General features: G+C 62.6%; 14 protein-coding genes. 9 read left to right on the top strand and 5 right to left on the bottom strand.

The window, feature by feature from the left end; all coding sequences use genetic code 11:
• The first annotated feature begins 2 nt into the window (after window positions 1-2).
• Entirely contained in the window at window positions 3-1,502 is a 1,500-nt protein-coding gene (gene amn / locus ABFB52_RS25550; protein WP_162130486.1) for an AMP nucleosidase, read from the top strand.
• 72 nt (window positions 1,503-1,574) lie between these two features.
• Complete coding sequence (locus tag ABFB52_RS25545) at window positions 1,575-2,210, top strand: pseudouridine synthase (protein WP_129972485.1); 636 nt, start codon at window positions 1,575-1,577, stop codon at window positions 2,208-2,210.
• On the opposite strand, the gene ABFB52_RS25540 is transcribed toward ABFB52_RS25545, so the two are convergent.
• Both ABFB52_RS25540 and ABFB52_RS25535 read right to left on the bottom strand, forming a co-directional pair.
• Window positions 2,205-2,414, bottom strand: coding sequence for a DUF2788 domain-containing protein (locus tag ABFB52_RS25540; protein WP_003228500.1), 210 nt, complete (start codon window positions 2,412-2,414; stop codon window positions 2,205-2,207). The genes ABFB52_RS25545 and ABFB52_RS25540 overlap by 6 nt on opposite strands.
• Window positions 2,415-2,709: 295 nt before the next feature.
• Entirely contained in the window at window positions 2,710-3,189 is a 480-nt protein-coding gene (locus ABFB52_RS25535; RefSeq protein ID WP_007909658.1) for an Lrp/AsnC family transcriptional regulator, read from the bottom strand.
• 454 nt (window positions 3,190-3,643) lie between these two features.
• Between ABFB52_RS25535 and ABFB52_RS25530 the strand changes: the two genes are divergently transcribed.
• Window positions 3,644-4,693: a DUF6515 family protein gene (locus tag ABFB52_RS25530; RefSeq protein WP_102686359.1), complete on the top strand. Its 1,050-nt coding sequence runs from the start codon at window positions 3,644-3,646 to the stop codon at window positions 4,691-4,693.
• Here ABFB52_RS25530 and ABFB52_RS25525 read toward each other — a convergent pair.
• Together ABFB52_RS25525 and ABFB52_RS25520 are read right to left on the bottom strand one after the other, a co-directional pair.
• Window positions 4,687-5,583 (bottom strand): cation diffusion facilitator family transporter, encoded by an 897-nt coding sequence (locus ABFB52_RS25525; RefSeq protein ID WP_102686358.1) that lies wholly within the window; start codon window positions 5,581-5,583, stop codon window positions 4,687-4,689. The two genes, ABFB52_RS25530 and ABFB52_RS25525, sit on opposite strands and share 7 nt — an antisense overlap.
• Window positions 5,584-5,598: 15 nt before the next feature.
• Complete coding sequence (locus ABFB52_RS25520) at window positions 5,599-6,018, bottom strand: hypothetical protein (RefSeq protein ID WP_039771823.1); 420 nt, start codon at window positions 6,016-6,018, stop codon at window positions 5,599-5,601.
• 108 nt (window positions 6,019-6,126) lie between these two features.
• On the opposite strand from ABFB52_RS25520, the gene hrpB reads away from it, so the two are divergent.
• Complete coding sequence (gene hrpB / locus ABFB52_RS25515; RefSeq protein ID WP_129972484.1) at window positions 6,127-8,646, top strand: ATP-dependent helicase HrpB; 2,520 nt, start codon at window positions 6,127-6,129, stop codon at window positions 8,644-8,646.
• Between the two features lie 3 nt (window positions 8,647-8,649).
• Here the strand turns inward: hrpB and ABFB52_RS25510 are convergent, their stop codons facing one another.
• Window positions 8,650-9,564, bottom strand: a complete 915-nt coding sequence (locus tag ABFB52_RS25510) for a LysR substrate-binding domain-containing protein (RefSeq protein ID WP_085747763.1) — start codon at window positions 9,562-9,564, stop codon at window positions 8,650-8,652.
• A gap of 239 nt (window positions 9,565-9,803) precedes the next feature.
• On the opposite strand from ABFB52_RS25510, the gene ABFB52_RS25505 reads away from it, so the two are divergent.
• From ABFB52_RS25505 to ABFB52_RS25485, 5 genes are all read left to right on the top strand, one after another.
• The gene (locus ABFB52_RS25505; RefSeq protein WP_129972483.1) at window positions 9,804-11,297 is read left to right on the top strand and encodes an aldehyde dehydrogenase; all 1,494 of its coding nucleotides are present in this window, start codon (window positions 9,804-9,806) and stop codon (window positions 11,295-11,297) included.
• Between the two features lie 32 nt (window positions 11,298-11,329).
• On the top strand, window positions 11,330-12,700 hold the full coding sequence (locus tag ABFB52_RS25500) for an aspartate aminotransferase family protein (RefSeq protein WP_085703122.1): 1,371 nt from the start codon (window positions 11,330-11,332) through the stop codon (window positions 12,698-12,700).
• 401 nt (window positions 12,701-13,101) lie between these two features.
• Window positions 13,102-14,079 (top strand): ABC transporter substrate-binding protein, encoded by a 978-nt coding sequence (locus ABFB52_RS25495; protein ID WP_129972481.1) that lies wholly within the window; start codon window positions 13,102-13,104, stop codon window positions 14,077-14,079.
• A gap of 10 nt (window positions 14,080-14,089) precedes the next feature.
• Window positions 14,090-14,893, top strand: a complete 804-nt coding sequence (locus ABFB52_RS25490) for an ABC transporter permease (protein ID WP_007958721.1) — start codon at window positions 14,090-14,092, stop codon at window positions 14,891-14,893.
• Entirely contained in the window at window positions 14,881-15,717 is an 837-nt protein-coding gene (locus ABFB52_RS25485) for an ABC transporter ATP-binding protein (RefSeq protein ID WP_129972480.1), read from the top strand. The genes ABFB52_RS25490 and ABFB52_RS25485 overlap by 13 nt, the downstream gene beginning before the upstream one ends.

Raw genomic sequence — 15,717 nt, 5'->3', positions numbered from 1 at the left:
AGATGAAGCTCTGCAAGTCAGAACACAGGAAGCTGATCGTGACCGAAGCGTTTATTGTCGTTCAAACCGCCGAACAGGCCGTGGATCGTCTCGCCGAGCTGCATGAGCGGGCCACCACGGCGCTGAACTCGGCGCTCAAGCGTTATCTCAAGGATCGCGTCGAGCCCGACGCCGAGCAACGTGCCCTGTTCCGTTATCCCGAACTGCGTCTGACCTACCACTGCCAGGGCGAAGTCCCGCAGACCACCCGCGCTTACGCCAAGGTGCAGTTGCCGGGCACCTACAGCGTGACCGTTACTCACCCAGCGGCGTTTCGCAAATACCTGCTGGAACAGCTCACGCCGCTGATGCACGACTTCACCGTGACCGTCGAAGTCGGGGTCAGCGAGCAGAACATTCCGTACCCGTACGTGGTCGAGCAGGGTGATGAACTGGCCGGATCCGGTGTCACCGCCGCCGTGCTGGCGCGGGTGTTCCCGAGTACCGACCTGTCCGCCGCCACCGATGGCATCGCCGACGGTCTATACGACTGGGAAAACACCGATCCGCTGCCGCTGGCGCTGTTTGACGCCGCGCGCGTCGACTTCTCGCTGCGTCGTCTGGTGCACTACACCGGCAGCGACTGGCGCCATGTGCAGCCGTGGATTCTGCTGACCAACTACCACCGTTATGTCGACCAGTTCATCGTCCATGGCCTGGAACAACTGCGCCGCGACCCGCGTTTCGTACGCATGGTCTTGCCGGGCAACGTGATCATCGAAAAGGGCATGGATCACGGCGAAGCCTCGGCGATTGCGGCCGGTGTGGTCTGGCACCGTTACCAGATGCCGGCCTATCACCTCATCGCCAGTGATGGCCACGGCGTGACCTTGGTGAACATCGGCGTCGGCCCGTCCAACGCCAAGAACATCACTGACCACCTGGCCGTGCTGCGTCCGCATTGCTGGCTGATGATCGGCCACTGCGGCGGCCTGCGTCAGTCGCAGACCATCGGCGACTACGTGCTGGCTCACGCCTACATGCGTCGCGACGGGATTCTCGACCGGGTGGTGCCGCCGAACATTCCGATTCCGGCCCTGGCCGAAGTGCAACTGGCGCTGCAACAAGCGGCGGCCAACATCACCGGCGAAAAAGGCGAAGAGCTGAAGAAGCGCCTGCGCACCGGCACTGTGCTGACCTACGATGACCGTAACTGGGAATTGCGCTGGGCTCAGGAACGACCGCTGATCAACCTGTCCCGCGCCGTGGCCGTGGACATGGAAAGCGGCACCATCGCCGCCCAGGGTTATCGCCTGCGGGTGCCGTACGGCACGTTGCTGTGTGTATCGGACAAGCCGCTGCACAGCGAAATCAAGCTGCCGGGTTCGGCCAACGCGTTCTACGAGCGTGCGGTCAGCCAGCACTTGAAGATCGGCATTGAAGCGGTGGATCTGCTGCGCACCGAACTCAATTCGCTGCACTCGCGCAAACTGCGCAGCTTCGACGAGCCGCCGTTCCGCTAACGGTTTGTCGTGGTCATTTGGCGGTCGGGGCACTAGCATTGTCAGCCCTGATCGCTAAATGTCTGCTCTCTTATGTCCTGTCCTCAACGTCCACCTTCCCGCCGCCACGGCGCGAAGCCAGCTTCTTCAGCCCCGCGCCGGGTCGCCAAGGCACCACCGGCCGAACCGAAGCTGATCCTGTTCAACAAACCGTTCGATGTGCTGACCCAATTCAGCGACGGCGAAGGGCGGGCGACGCTCAAGGATTACATCGACATTCCGGGCATTTATCCGGCCGGACGGCTGGACCGCGACAGCGAAGGTTTGCTGCTGCTGACCAACGACGGCCAGTTGCAGGCGCGGATCGCCGACCCCAAGCACAAACTGGCGAAAACCTATTGGGTACAGGTCGAAGGCGTGCCGACAGCCGAGCAGTTGCAGCGCCTGCGTGACGGCGTCGAGTTGAATGACGGCATGACCTTGCCCGCCGAAGCGCGGCAACTGGATGAGCCCGAGCTGTGGCCGCGCAAGCCACCGGTGCGCTTTCGCGCGACCATTCCGACAACTTGGCTGGAACTGGTGATTCGCGAAGGACGCAACCGCCAGGTGCGGCGGATGACGGCGGCGGTCGGGCTGCCGACGTTGCGGCTGGTGCGGGTCAGGATTGGTGACTGGACGATCGAAGGGCTCGATCAGGGACAGTGGAAAGAAGTGCCGGCGCGCTTATAAAGCGCCGGATTCAATCAGGCCGATCACCACGCTCTTGATGATGAATGCCGCCACGCCAAGGCCCAGCACGAAGAACAGAATGAACGAGCCAAAGCGCCCGGCCTTGGACTTCTTCGCCAGATCCCAGACGATGAAACCCATGAAAATGATCAGGATGCTGACCAGACCGGTCATCATCCATTCTTCAAATACTGCTGGATCCATCGGGTTCTCCGGCACGCACGGGGCTAAAAGGGCGCGGCGAGTATACGCCAAGGGGGGCGGGGTGGCATTGATCTGGGTCTGATCCGACGACTGGCCCTCACCCTAACCCTCTCCCGGGGGGAGAGGGGACTGACCGAGGTGTCTGGCGTCATACATCGACCTGAAATTTCCAGTCGATTATGGATTCACAGCAGGGCGTTCAGGTCGGCGTACTTCTCGAGCAACCCACCGTCGGCCCCCCTCTCCCTACGGGAGAGGGCTGGGCGGGCGGCGTTCCGATGAGGGCAGCTCTTGATCAGCTACGCAGATGCGTGAGAGGCAATTCGGTGCTATTGAGCACCTGATTCAGCACAAAGCTCGAGCGCACACTGGTTACGCCTTCGATCCGGGTCAGATGCCCCAGCAGCAGCTTCTGATAGTGATCCATGTCCGGCACCACCACTTTCAGCTGATAGTCGGCATCCACCCCGGTCACCAGACTGCATTCCAGCACTTGCGGCAAGGTGCGGATCGCCGCTTCGAAGTTCTCGAAACGCTCCGGCGTGTGCCGGTCCATGCCGATCAGCACGTAGGCGGTCAGGCTCAGGCCGAGCATCTTGCGATCAAGTAGGGCGACCTGACGCGAGATATAGCCGTCGTCCTCCAGTTGCTTGACCCGGCGCGAGCACGGGGAGGGCGACAGACCGATGCGCTCGGCCAGTTCCTGGTTGGAGATGCGGGCGTCGCGCTGCAATTCCGCCAAAATACTGAGGTCGTAACGGTCGAGTTTGCTCATCAAACGGTCCTTTGTCTTAACTATTGCGGCGGATTATCTATCCAGGGTTAAAAATTGCGCAAGTGATGTTTATTTGAGCAATCTTCGCAATCATCTGTCGCGCCGCCGAGCCTATTCTTATCACCAGAATCACTGCTCGGTAACACAGTCCACGCGGCCCGCCCAATCCGGCCTGCCGCGGCCGCCACCCCCACCGGGGTTGTGCCGGCCCCCGAGCTGCACACTGTCCAGAAGACGGCGTGAGGTGAGCCGACGTCAAAAGCGTCGAGCCAGGACGAAGTTCTCTAGAAGGGAGGCCGACGGGTCTCCCTTTTTTCTTGCCCGCGATTTGACTCTTCTCGCTCAATAAATAAATGACGTGACTGATAACCTGTAGCAGAACCCGGTGTACTCATCCCCGGTCTTAGCTACACGCCCTCTTAATTTCAGGCTCTAGTCCGCAGTGAGGAATTTCATGAAGTCGCGCATCTGGCGTCTGGCCAGTGTTGGTTTGCTGTGTGTGAGTGTCGGTGCGCAAGCGCTGGCGGATGAACCGCAGAATCGCGGCCCCGACGGCGGCGGACGCGGGCCGGAGCATCAGGGCAACAATCAGGGCCATGGCGGCGGCAATCAGCAGCACGGCCAAGATAATCCGCAGCGGCAGAACAACGACATCATTCGTGGCGACAACAGCCGCCAGTTCGAGCACAACGGCCAGCAGAATCACGGCCAACCGAACAACGGCCAGTGGCAGAACCAGAACCAGCCACGTCCGGCCTACAACCCCAACCCGGTGCGCCAGCCGCCACCGCCGCCGCAACTGCCGGCCAATGACCTGCCGATCCAGCCGCGCCCCGACACCGTGCGCCAGACCCAGGAACCCCGTCAGGGTTACTACCGCGACGAGCGCCCGCAGAACGGCTATCACCAGAACTGGCAGACCGGCAACCGCCCCAACGACAATCGCTGGCCGGGTCGCCCGGACGGGCATGGCAACGGCTGGGGCCCGGGTCCGCAATACCGGCCGGGTCATGTGATCGACCGTTTCCCGGATCGGGATTACCGTGTGCCGTATCGCGGCCAGGACTATTTCTACTCCGGCGGCTACTGGTATCGCCCGCAAGGCCCGCGCTACATCGTGGTTCAGCCGCCGCGCGGGATTCGCATCCAGTACCTGCCGGATTACGCTCGGGAAGTGTGGATCGGCGGTTCGCTGCTGTTCCTCGCTGCTGGCTCGTACTACGCGTATCAGGAAGCGACCCAGGATTACGTGGTGGTCGAGCCGCCGGTGCAGCAGCCACCGCAGCCGACCGGCAATGGCTATGACGTGGAAGCCTATCCGGCCAACGGTCAGTCACCGGAGCAGGTTCAACGCGACGGGTACGAGTGTTATCAGTACGCGGTGCAGCAGAGCGGCTTCAATCCGCGCACCGCGACTTATCAACCGGCACCCGAAGTGGTGCAGGCCTACCGTCAGGCCCAGGGCAATTGCCTGAGCAGTCGCGGTTATCAGGTCAACTACTGAGCCCGAGCGGCTTTGACCACTTCCTGCGGGTCGGCGTGCACCAGCACTTCGGCCCGTGGGTAGGCTTTGTGAATCGCATCCGCCGCCTGATCGCTGATGCCATGGGCGACTGACAGCGTCAGCTCCCCCGGCAATTCCAGGTGCAACTGCACGAACCAGTGATTGCCGGAAATACGCGTGCGCAAATCATGCGCACCCAAAACGCCTGGCACGCCGCACGCCAGTTCGAGCATGTGCTGACTGACATCCGTCGGCAGCTCTTCATCCATCAGCACCGAAAAACTTTCCCGGGCGATCTGAATCGCGCTCCACAAAATGTACGCCGCAATTCCCAGACCGAACCACGCATCCAGCTGATCGAACCCCAATCCGGCCAACACCAGCGCAATCAGAATGCTGCCGTTGAGCAACAGGTCCGAACGGTAATGCAGCGAATCCGCCCGCACCGCGTTGGACCCGGTCTGCTTGATGACCCGATGCTGCAGCATCAACAGCGCGACAGTCAGCAGCAGGGAAAACACGATCACACCAATGCTCAGCCACGGCGCGCCGAGCGGCTCCGGATTTTTCAAACGCTCATAAGCCTGAAACGCGATCAGCACCGCACTGCCACCAATGAATAACGCCTGTGCCATGCCCGCCAGAGACTCGGCCTTGCCGTGCCCATAACGGTGATCATCATCCGCCGGGCGCAGCGCGTAATGCACCGCCAGCAGATTGAGCAACGAAGTGACGCCATCGAGGGCCGAGTCGGTGAGGCCGGCGAGCATGCTCACCGAACCGCTCAGCCACCAGGCGATGGCTTTGGCGATGATCAGCGTACAGGCCACCGCCACCGAGGCGCGGGTCGCCAGCCGCAGCAGGCGGGCGTGTTCGGTGCTTGTGGTCATGGGTGCGTCTATTCCTTAAGCGGCAGGTTGCAGGCCGAACATCGCCAGTTGCTGGGTGCTGCCCTTGTGCTGGATCAGGCGCGGGTCGTCCAGCGGCAGATTGCGGCCCAGCTCCGTTTCGAGAATAGCCTGCAACTTCAAGTTATCGACCTGACCGTCCGGGCCGATGGCTTGCTTGAGCTTGGCCGGATCGACCTGCGCCGTGTGGCCCGGTTCGAAGTAGATCGCGCCGGTGGCGAAGTCCACGGCAAACGCGATCACGCCGGGAAGGATATAGAACAACAGGCCCACGGCATCGAGCACGGCAATCGCCGGGTCGATCTTGCCGTCGATCTGGCCGCGCCGGTCTGGGTAGAAAATCGAACCGCACGCGGTGATCTGAGTGAGCAGGGTGGCAACCAGTACACCGCCGATCAGGCGAAAAGGTAAGCGCATGGGAATCTCCTGAGTCATCTGTTAACGAAGCGTCATCGTGTGAAGTTAAGACCCTGACGAACGCGTGGCAGTTCGCCGTTATACTCGCCGCTCTGTTTGGGAGCCAGCATGATTTCTTTGCCGATCGACGAAGTTTTACCCGCCCTGCGTGAAGCGTTGGCGACACGCCACGAAGCCGTGCTCGAAGCACCGCCCGGCGCCGGTAAAACCACCCGCGTGCCCTTGGCCCTGCTCAATGAAGCGTGGCTGAACGGGCAGACCATCCTCATGCTCGAACCGCGTCGACTGGCGGCGCGTGCAGCGGCGGAGCGGCTGGCCAGCGAGCTGGGCGAGAAGGTCGGTGAAACCGTCGGTTACCGCATCCGCCTCGACAGCAAGGTCGGCCCCAACACACGCATCGAAGTCGTCACCGAAGGCATCCTCACCCGGCGTCTGCAGGACGACCCGGCGCTGGAAGGCGTGGGCCTGCTGATCTTCGACGAATTTCACGAACGCAGTCTCGACGCCGATCTGGCGCTGGCCCTCAGTCTGAACGGTCGCGAGCTGTTTCGAGCTGAACAACCGCTGAAGATTCTGCTGATGTCCGCCACCCTTGAAGGCGAACGTCTGGCCGGGTTGCTCGACGACGCGCCGATCCTGCGCAGCGAAGGCCGGATGTTCCCGGTGACGATGCGCTGGGGTCGGCCATTCCAGCCCGGCGAATACATCGATCAACGCGTCACGCAAACGGTGCTCGAAGCGCTGCACGATGAAACCGGCAGCCTGTTGGTGTTTCTGCCGGGGCAGGCGGAAATCCGGCGGGTTCATCAGCAACTGGCGGACGTCATCGGTGAGCGCAGCGACGTGATGCTCTGCCCGTTGCACGGCGAACTCGACCTGAATGCCCAGCGTGCCGCCATCGACCCGGCGCCGGCAGGTCAACGCAAAGTGGTGCTGGCCACCAACATCGCTGAGACCAGTCTGACCATCAACGGTGTACGCGTGGTGATCGACGCCGGGCTGGCGCGAGTGCCGCGTTTCGATCCGGGCAGCGGCATGACCCGCCTCGACACTCAGCGCATCTCCAAAGCCAGTGCCACCCAGCGCGCGGGTCGGGCCGGGCGTCTGGAGCCGGGCGTGTGTTATCGGCTGTGGTCGCAGGATCAGCATGAACAGCTGGCGGCTTATGGCAGCGCGGAAATTCTGTCGGCGGATCTGGCTGGGCTGGCTTTGCAACTCGGTCGCTGGGGCGTGGCGCCGAGTGATCTGATCTGGCTGGACGTGCCGCCGGCCGCCGCTTATGCACAGGCTCAGGATTTGTTGCAGCGCCTCGGTGCGCTGGACGGTGAAAGCCTGAATCGCCATGGACAGGCCATGGCCGAATTGCCGGCGCACCCGCGCGTCGCTCATTTGCTGTTGCGCGGTCAGGCACTGGGGCTGGCGAACATGGCGTGCGACGTCGCTGCATTGCTCGGCGAACGGGATATTTTGCGCGGTGCGGGGGCTGATCTGCACAGTCGTCTGGTGCTGCTGTCCGGTGAAGAACGCGCGGCGCGCGGTGCCCAGGGCGGCGTGCAGCGCGCCCGGCAACTGGCGCGGCAATATCGCGGCTATCTGCGCGGCAAGGCCAGCGAACCAGTTGCCGATCCGGATCACCCGCGCTGGCTCGGCGCCTTGCTGGCGCTGGCCTACCCGGACCGCGTCGCTCAGCAGCGGCGTGCCGGTGGTGCCGAATATCGTCTGGCCAACGGCCGCGCGGCGCTGTTCGCCGAAGCCGACAGCCTGATGAAGGAACCGTGGATCGTCATCGCCGACCTTGGCAGCCGTCAGGGCCAGCGTGAGGAACGGATTTATCTGGCGGCAGATTTCGATCCGGCGCTGTTCGATTCGGTGCTGGCCGAACAAGTGCACAACGTCGATCAACTGGATTGGGACGAACGCGAAGGCGTGTTGCGCGCCGAGCGCCAACGCAAGGTCGGCGAACTGATCCTCAGCCGCGAACCGCTGACCGGTCTCGACGAAAACGCCCGCAGCCAGGCGCTGGTCAATCTGGTACGGCGCAAAGGTCTGGAACTGCTGCCGTGGACTCCGGAACTGCGCCAGTGGCAGGCGCGAGTCGCCTTGCTGCGCCAGCTCGACCTTGACGCCAAGGGCGACAGCCAATGGCCGGATGTCAGCGACGCCACCCTGCTGAAAACCCTCGAAGACTGGCTGATGCCGTACCTGGGCAAGGTCTCGCGCCTCAGTCATTTCGCCAACCTCGACCTGTCGAGCATCGTGCGCAATCTGCTGCCATGGCCACTGCCGCAACAGCTCGATGAACAGGCACCGCATCACCTGAGCGTGCCGTCGGGCTCGTCGATTCGACTCGACTACAGCGAACAGCCACCGATTCTCGCCGTGCGCTTGCAGGAGCTGTTCGGCCTCGCCGACACACCGCGCATCGCCGGCGGCCGGCAGGTGGTCAAGCTGCACCTGCTGTCGCCCGCACGGCGTCCGGTGCAGGTGACGCAGGATCTGGGCAACTTCTGGCGCAGCACCTATGCCGAGGTGAAGAAGGATCTGAAGGGGCGGTATCCGAAGCACTATTGGCCGGATGATCCGCTGGTGGCTGAAGCCACCGCCCGGGCCAAGCCGCGCGGTACGTGAGGGTCAGCGACTGGCCTTCGCGGTCAGCTGCTCCCGACAATAATCGGCAAACAACTGCGCCGGTTTGGTCAACTGTCCGCGTTTGAGCCATGCGGCCACGAGGCCTGAGCCGGTGACGTCTTCGACGATGTCCACGCACACGACTTTCTTGCCGTCGTAGGTGCATTCCGAGTGCGGGCGGGTCACCAGGATCGAGAAGCCGAAACCCTGGCCGACCATGCCGCGCACCATTTCGATCGACGGCGAGCTGAAATCGATGCGTGGCGACAGCCCGAGTTCTTCGAACAGGCTGACGAAGTAGGTGCGGCTCGGTTGCACGTCGAGCAGGATCATCGGTTCCAGGCACAAGTCCCGCAGCGAAACCTGCTTGAGCTGGGCGAAGCGGTGATCTGCCGGGAGCAGGGCGTAAGGCCGTTGGGCCGGCATCAGGGGTTCGGTTTCGATGGTGGCGTCGAGGTCGTGTTTGTAGAGGATTGCCAGGTCGAAGGTGCCCGAGGTCAGGCCTTGCACCAGTTCCTGTTGTTCGCCGTCGCGGATGCGGATCTTCACCCCCGGATACAGCGCCGAGAAGCCGGCAATCAGTTGCGGCAGGTACAGCGGCGCCACCGTTTCAAAACAGCCGATATCGATCTGCCCGGCCACCACGTCGTTGTCGGCGAGGGCGTTCTGTTCGAACTCCTTGGCCATGCGCAGCAGTTCCTGGGCCTTGCGGAAGAACCGCGCGCCGCTAGGCGTTAGCGACACGCCTTGGGCGTGATGGCGGATCAGCAGTTGCACGCCGAAGCTGTCTTCCAGCCCCTTGATCGCCGTGGAAATCGCCGGTTGCGCGATGTACAGCTTGCGCGACGCTTCGGCGACGCTGCCGCATTCGACGGTGGTGATGAAGTATTTCAACTGACGCAGGTTGTAAGCGGCCACGGTGAACCTCAAAGCGAACGGATTTCACATCCAAGCAATTTGTAAGCCGCCGGCCTCCGTTCTGTCGGCGGTTTTTTTGTCCCTGAACAATAGCCCCATACGCGCGCGAAGGGGCCACCGGCTGGTTACCTTTTTTATTGTCTGCGAAGACATTTTTACTGGTTTTAGCTCGCACGGGCCTGAGCGACTATCGACTGCGCAGTGTTCGCAAAAGAATAAAAGTCCAAGGAGCAACCACCGTGTTCGAGCTTGCAGACTGGCAGCGCAAGGCCGCTGAATTGAGCTATCCGTACCAGGCCGTGATCAACGGCAAACTGCGTGCGGCGCAGTCGGGGCAGACCTTTGCCGCGATCAACCCGGCCACCGGCCAGCTGCTGGCAAACGTCGCCGCGTGCGGTGAAGAGGACGTCGACGCGGCGGTGCAGAATGCGCGGCAGGTGTTCGAGGCAGGCACCTGGGCCGGGCGTTCACCGACCGAACGCAAGCAAGTGCTGCTGCGGCTGGCGGATCTGATTCTGGCCCATCGCGAAGAGCTGGCGCTGCTCGATTCGCTGAACATGGGCAAGCCGGTGATGGACGCTTACAACATCGACGTCCCGGGCGCCGCCGGGGTGTTTCGCTGGTACGCCGAAAGCCTCGACAAACTCTACGATCAGGTCGCGCCGAGCGCCTCGAATGTACTGGCGACCATCACCCGCGAAGCGCTGGGCGTGGTCGCCGCCGTGGTGCCGTGGAATTTCCCGCTGGACATGGCCGCGTGGAAACTCGCACCGGCGCTGGCGGCGGGCAACTCGGTGATCCTCAAACCCGCCGAGCAATCACCGTTCTCCGCATTGCGTCTGGCCGAGCTGGCGCTGGAAGCCGGGCTGCCGGCCGGTGTGCTGAACGTGCTGCCGGGGCTTGGAGAGCAGGCCGGCAAAGCTTTGGGCCTGCACCCGGATGTCGATTGTCTGGTGTTCACCGGCTCGACTCAGGTCGGCAAATATTTCATGCAGTACTCCGCGCAGTCGAACCTCAAGCAGGTATGGCTGGAGTGCGGCGGCAAGAGCGCCAATCTGGTGTTCGCCGACTGCAAGGATCTGGATCTGGCGGCGCAGAAGGCCGCGTTCGGGATCTTCTTCAATCAGGGCGAAGTTTGCTCGGCCAACTCGCGGTTGCTGGTGGAGCGCTCGATTCATGATCAGTTCGTCGAGCGCCTGAAGGCTCAGGCCGAACGTTGGCAGCCGGGCGATCCGCTGGACCCGGCGAGTGCGGCCGGGGCAATCGTCGATACTCGTCAGACCGAAAGCATTCTGCGCTTCATCCATCAGGCTGAGCGTGAAGGCGCGACCCGCGTCTGCGGAGGTCGGCAACTAAGTTTCAACGGTTCGGGCAACTTCATTCAGCCCACGATTTTCACCGACGTGCAGCCGCACATGACCCTGTTTCGTGAAGAAGTGTTCGGCCCGGTGCTGGCGGTGATTCCGTTCGATGACGAGGCCCACGCCCTGCAACTGGCCAACGACAGCGTCTACGGTCTGGCGGCGTCGCTGTGGACCGATGATCTGCACCGCGCGCACCGGGTGGCGCGGCAATTGCGAGCCGGTACGGTGTCGGTCAACAGCGTCGATGCGCTGGACGTGACCGTGCCGTTCGGCGGTGGCAAGCAGTCCGGTTTCGGCCGCGATCTGTCGCTGCACTCGTTCGACAAATACACCCAGTTGAAAACCACCTGGTTTCAACTGCGCTCATGACAGCCGCTCACAACAAGAAAGGAGATCCGGCGATGACCACCTCACGTGAAACCCGCGACTACCAGGCCGCCGATGCAGCGCACCACATTCATGCGTTCGTCGACCAGAAGGCCCTCAACGACGAAGGCCCACGGGTGATGGTGCGCGGTGACCGCCTGCATCTGTGGGACAACGATGGTCGGCGTTACCTCGACGGCATGTCCGGGCTGTGGTGCACCAACCTCGGCTACGGGCGCAAGGATCTGAACGCCGCGGCGAGCCGGCAACTGGAGCAGTTGCCGTACTACAACATGTTTTTCCACACCACCCACCCGCAGGTGATCGAGCTCTCCGAGCTGCTGTTCAGCCTGCTGCCGGGGCACTACAGCCACGCGATCTACACCAACTCCGGCTCCGAGGCCAACGAGGTGCTGATCCGTACCGTGCGCCGTTACTGGCAGGTGCTGGGCAAGCCCGAGAAGAAAATCATGATCGGCCGCTGGAACGGTTATCACGGTTCGACCCTGGCGGCGACGGCCCTCGGCGGCATGAAGTTCATGCACGAAATGGGCGGGATGATTCCCGACATCGCGCACATCGACGAGCCGTACTTCTTCGCCCACGAAGGCAACCTGACCCCGGCTGAATTCGGCCTGCGGGCGGCACAGCAACTGGAAGCGAAGATCCTCGAGCTGGGTGCCGACAAGGTCGCCGGGTTCATCGCCGAACCGTTCCAGGGTGCGGGCGGGATGATCTTCCCGCCGGAAAGCTACTGGCCGGAAATCCAGCGCATCTGCCGCAAATACGACGTGCTGTTGTGTGCTGATGAAGTGATCGGCGGCTTCGGTCGCACCGGCGAATGGTTCGCCCACGAATACTTCGGTTTCGAGCCGGATACCTTGTCTATCGCCAAGGGTTTGACCTCCGGTTATATCCCGATGGGTGGTTTGATCCTGTCGAAGAAAATGGCCGACGTGCTGGTGGAGCAGGGCGGTGTGTTCGCCCACGGCCTGACCTATTCCGGGCACCCGGTGGCGGCGGCGGTGGCGATTGCCAACCTCAAGGCCTTGCGCGATGAAGGCGTGGTGACGCGGGTCAAGGATGACATCGGCCCGTACCTGCAACAGTGCCTGCGCGAGGTGTTCGGCAATCACCCGCTGGTGGGCGATATCCAGGGCACGGGCATGGTCGCGGCGTTGCAACTGGCCGAAGACAAGGCCACGCGCAAGCGCTTCGCCAATGAGAACGACATCGCCTGGCGCTGCCGCACGATCGGTTTTGAAGAGGGGGTGATCATTCGCTCGACCTTGGGGCGGATGATCATGGCGCCGGCGCTGATTGCCAGTCGTGAAGAGATTGACGAGTTGGTGGGTAAGACGTTGAAAGCGCTGGATCGTACGGCGCAGGAATACGGCCGGCTCTAACTCCCCCGATCGCTCGTTCCGTGTCCTGATCGTTCCCACGCTCTGCGTGGGAATGCCTCAAGGGACGCTCCGCGTTCCAGCTCTCGAATGGGACGCAGAGCGTCTTGGGCTGCACTCCCACGCAGAGCGTGGGAACGATCTCCGCCAGACTTTTTCCCAATCTGCACCCACCTCGGGCACCCCCGCTCGACGCGCCCTTTCGCGGTGCGCACTACCCAGTTTTTTCATCGTTCGCGTCTAACTATTTCCTCGTTTTCCTGACGCCAAGCCTGGGTCAACATCGATTTCGCCAGCCAAGGCATTGCCCGCCAGAGTCCAGCAGAGACCGCAGCGTGCAATCGCGACACCACGGCTGGCCGTACTGCCCATGACAACTAAATCAACAGCGTTGGGAGTGCTCCATGAACAAATCCTTGTTTACCCGTCTTGCAGGTCCTCTGGCGATTTCCGCCCTTTGCGTCACCGCCGCTCAGGCCGGCACCTTGTCGATCGGCCACACCACGTGGGTCGGTTACGGCACCCTGTATCTGGCTCAGGATCTGGGCTACTTCAAGGAAAACGGCCTGACCGTCGAATTGCCGGTGGTCGAAGAGGCGTCGATGTACATGGCCGCCCAGGCGTCCGGGCAATTGTCCGGCTCGGCCTCGACCATCGACGAAGTGCTCAAGTACCGCCCGCAGTTCTGCTTCAAAGCCGTGGCCGCGCTGGATGACAGCCATGGCGGCGACGGTGTGCTGGTCGGTAAAAACGTGAAGAGCCTGCAGGAACTCAAGGGCCAGGCCGTGGCCGTCAACGAAGGCTCGACCTCGCAGTTCTGGCTGTCGTACCTGCTGAAAAAGAACGGCATGAGCATGAGCGACATTACCGTGCAGAACATGACCGCCGACGATGCCGCTACCGCGTTCATTGCCGGTCGCGTGCCGGCCGCCGTGACCTGGGAGCCGCATCTGTCGATGGTGCGCGACAAGCAGCAGGGCAAGGTGCTGATCGACAGCAGCAGTACGCCTGGCGTGATCGTCGATGTGGTGGCGCTCAATTGCTCGGTGATCGAGAAGCAGCCGGAAGACGTCAAGGCGCTGGTCGCCGGCCTCTACAAAGCCGTGCAGTTCACCAAGGACCATCCACAGAAAGCCTACGAAATCATGGCCAAGGGCGTCGGCGGTTACCTGTCCGATCCGAAGGAACTGGCCGTCGCCGCGCAGGGCGTGCGTTTCTACGATCAGGCCATGAGCGAAAAACTCCTTGGCTCGCCGGGCAAGCCGGGTGACAGCGCACCGCTGATCAAACTGGCCAACGAAACCGCCAGCGAATTGCAGGGCAAGCCCTACAACGTCAGCAACGACGATCTGGTGGATAACCGTTTCGTCAGCCCGCTCTAGGAGACTGGTCATGTTCAAGCGCAATTCATGGCTGAGCCGCTGCATCACGCCGAAGACCGGATTGCCGGTGCCGGTGGTGTGGAGCGCCAGCGGTCTGGCCTGGGTGTTGCTGGTCGGCCTGTGGGCCGGGTTGTCCTACGGCGGCATCGTGCCGGGGATGTTCCTGCCGACGCCCGGCGCGGTGGTCGAAGCGGCGGTGCGCCTGAGCCGCGACGGCACCCTTGGCCAGCATGTCTGGGCCAGTGTCGAAGTGGTGATGGTCGGTTTCATTGTGTCGTCGCTGGTGGCGGTGCCGTTGGGCTTGCTGATGGGCAGCTTTCGCATCGTCCAGGCGTTCCTCGAACCGCTGGTCAACTTCATCCGCTATCTGCCGGTGACCTCGTTCGTGCCGCTGTTCATCCTGTGGATCGGCATCGGTCTGGAACAGCGAGTGTCGGTGATCATTTTCGGCGTGTTCTTCCAGCAACTGGTGATGATCGCCGACGTGTCCAAAGGCATCTCCAAGGATTTGATCAACGCCTCCTACACCCTCGGCTCCAACCGGCGTGACGCGGTGCTGCACGTGATCGCCCCGGCGTCGTTGCCCGGCGTGCTCGACACCTTGCGGGTGACCATGGGCTGGGCCTGGACGTATCTGGTGGTCGCCGAACTGGTCGCCGCATCGAGCGGCCTCGGTTACTTGAGCCTCAAGGCCATGCGCGGCTTTCAGGTCGACGTGATTTTTCTCGCCATCGCGATCATCGGCCTGCTCGGCCTGGTCACCGATCAACTGTTCCGCTTCTTGCGTTTGAGGATTGCCGCATGGGCTCAGTAACCGCTGCCAACCGTCGTTTCATCGAGCCGGTCGCCGCACCGGCCCACGCCGCGCCAAGGTTGCAGGTGGACAAGGTCAGCCTGCGCTACAGCAAACCCGGCGGCGGTACGTTTACCGCGCTGGAAGAAGTGTCGTTCGAGGTGCCGGACCAGCAGTTCGCGGTACTGGTCGGGCCGTCCGGTTGCGGCAAGTCGAGCCTGCTGTACCTTACCGCCGGGCTGGCCGAGCCGACCTCCGGCGATATCTACGTTGGCGGTCAGCAAGTGCAGGGCCCCGGCGCGGATCGCGGGATGGTGTTTCAGAGCTACACGCTGTTCCCGTGGCTGACCGTGCGGCAGAACGTCGAGTTCGGCCTCAAGCGCCGGGGCATGCCGGCGGCGCGGCGCAAGGAAATCGTCGATCACTATGTGCATGAAGTCGGCTTGTCCGGGTTTGCCGACAACTACGCCAAGCAGTTGTCCGGCGGCATGATGCAACGGGTGGCGATTGCCCGGGCGCTGGCCAACGATCCGCAGATCCTGCTGATGGACGAACCCTTCGGTGCCCTGGACAGCCAGACCCGCCTGCAAATGCAGCAGCTGTTATTGCGGGTGTGGGGCAACAGCAAGAAGACCGTGTTGTTCGTCACCCACGACATCGACGAAGCGATCCTGCTCGGCGATCGGGTGTATGTGATGGGCGCCAGGCCGGGGCGGATCAAGCAGATTCTCGATGTGCCGATCGAACGCCCGCGCACGCTGGACATGGTCATGGAGCGCTCGTTCATCGACATGAAGCGGCAGATCTTCGGGCTGTTGCACGATGATCTCGAAGAGTCCCATTGA

Source organism: Pseudomonas sp. 9.2(2024) (assembly GCF_039695385.1).
In the GTDB taxonomy this organism is placed as follows: domain Bacteria; phylum Pseudomonadota; class Gammaproteobacteria; order Pseudomonadales; family Pseudomonadaceae; genus Aquipseudomonas; species Aquipseudomonas paraglycinae.
This window is presented reverse-complemented; position numbering and strand designations above follow the sequence as displayed.